Here is a 1,575-nt window from a genome sequence, read left to right on the forward strand (position 1 = left end):
AGCGTTGTTGGCCCTACAGGCTCGCAGTTCCTCACCTCCTGAGTTCCCCAGCGTATCGGGTTTTCATCTTTAGCGCGCTGCATCGTGAGCAGACGCTTCGCCAGTACTTCCTTATCCTCACCCGTATGGCGCTGATTGGGCGTCACAAAGTTCAGCTGACTGTGCTTATGCTCATTGTTGTACCAGCGCGTGAAGCTCAGCATCCATCGTCTTGCCGCATCTAAGCTCTTAAAGCCATCGATAGGCCAATTAGGGCGATACTTGCAGGTTTTAAATAAAGACTCTGCAAACGGGTTGTCATTACTGACACGCGGTCTGCTGTAAGAGGTGAGTACCCCAAGCTCATACGCTTTCATGCGCATGGTTTGAGCTTTCATCGGTGCCCCATTGTCTGAGTGTAGCACCACCCCAGTGTGCAATGCATTCTCACTGATTAAAGTACGCGCAAGCAGCTGAGCTGCCAGTACACCTGACTCGTGGTCATAAACCTCCCAGCCAACAATTTTACGGCTATAGACATCCTCTATCATGTACAAATAATAGAACTGACCCCGTACCGGACTTGGCAGATAGGTGATATCCCAGCAGAACACTTGGCAAGGGCCAGTGGCAGTAAAGGTCTTTGGGGCGCTTGAGGCTTTAGGGGCAAGTGCACGACCGCGGTGAGCCAATTGCTCATGCTGCCTCAGCACCCGATAAAAGGTAGACTCTGAGCCATGATATATCCCCTCATCAAGCAGGGTCGGTACAATTTGGGTGGGCGGCAGACTGGCAAAGCGGGGCTGATTGCACACGGCTAGGATGGCGGCTTGTTCAGAGGCGCTCAGTTTATTCTTAGGAGCTTGGCGCACGACGTCACACCGTTTATCACCATTCACGTGACCTGCGCGGTACCAGCGCCGATAGGTGCGGATGCTAATGCCAACTTCAATACAGGCAAGGTTAAGTCTGGCTCCTGAGTGATTGGCCTCTTGTATCCAGTCTATGTATTGCTTGCGCTTAGGGAGCAAGGTCAGTCGTCCTCGTGCTCCTCCCAAAACGCTTCCAACTTTTTTCGCAATACCAGTAAGGCGGCAGTTTCAGCTAAAGCCTTTTCTTTTCGAGCAAGCTCTCGGGTGAGTTGTTTGATCTGTTTGCGATCGCTCTGCTGCTGACGCTTGTCTTTCAGGCTTTGTTGTTTGCTGCTGCTAAAGCCTTGTAAGGCGTCAGTACGCCACGCTTTGATTTGCTCAACATATAGGCCTTTGCTGCGGCAGTATTCGCTAAGTTCACTCTCGCTTAGGGTGGCCGTCTCTATAATGGTGGCAAGCTTGGTTTCGCTTGACCAGTCATCAGGGGTTTTATGGTTCGATGGCATGGGGTGACCTTGTTCTCTAGCTTGGGCACGCCAATTATACAGGGTCTGTAATCCGATGCCTTCACTTCTTGAAACCTCGGCAACACTTAGGCTCAGAGGGGGTAGCAGTTTGCTGAGTATAGCCTGTTTACGTTCTTCGCTATATCGTGGCATGATGTGTCCTCATTGTCCCCTTTGGAATTATTATTTAGGGGTGACAACTATCCTGCCATAGGGGG

1 protein-coding gene is annotated in these 1,575 nt (G+C 51.2%); it reads right to left on the bottom strand.

The window, feature by feature from the left end:
- Positions 1–1,510 (bottom strand): IS3 family transposase gene (locus ACT3S4_RS14290; RefSeq protein ID WP_444761299.1). Its coding sequence is split into 2 segments (ribosomal slippage), with 1,511 coding nucleotides annotated over them: positions 1–1,057 and positions 1,057–1,510; the frame shifts between segments, so codons are not numbered across the junction. This gene is flagged as partial in the annotation.
- Positions 1,511–1,575 lie beyond the last annotated feature (65 nt).

The sequence above is a fragment of the Psychrobacter sp. AOP30-A2-5 genome, assembly GCF_052378115.1.
Taxonomy (GTDB): Bacteria; Pseudomonadota; Gammaproteobacteria; order Pseudomonadales; family Moraxellaceae; genus Psychrobacter.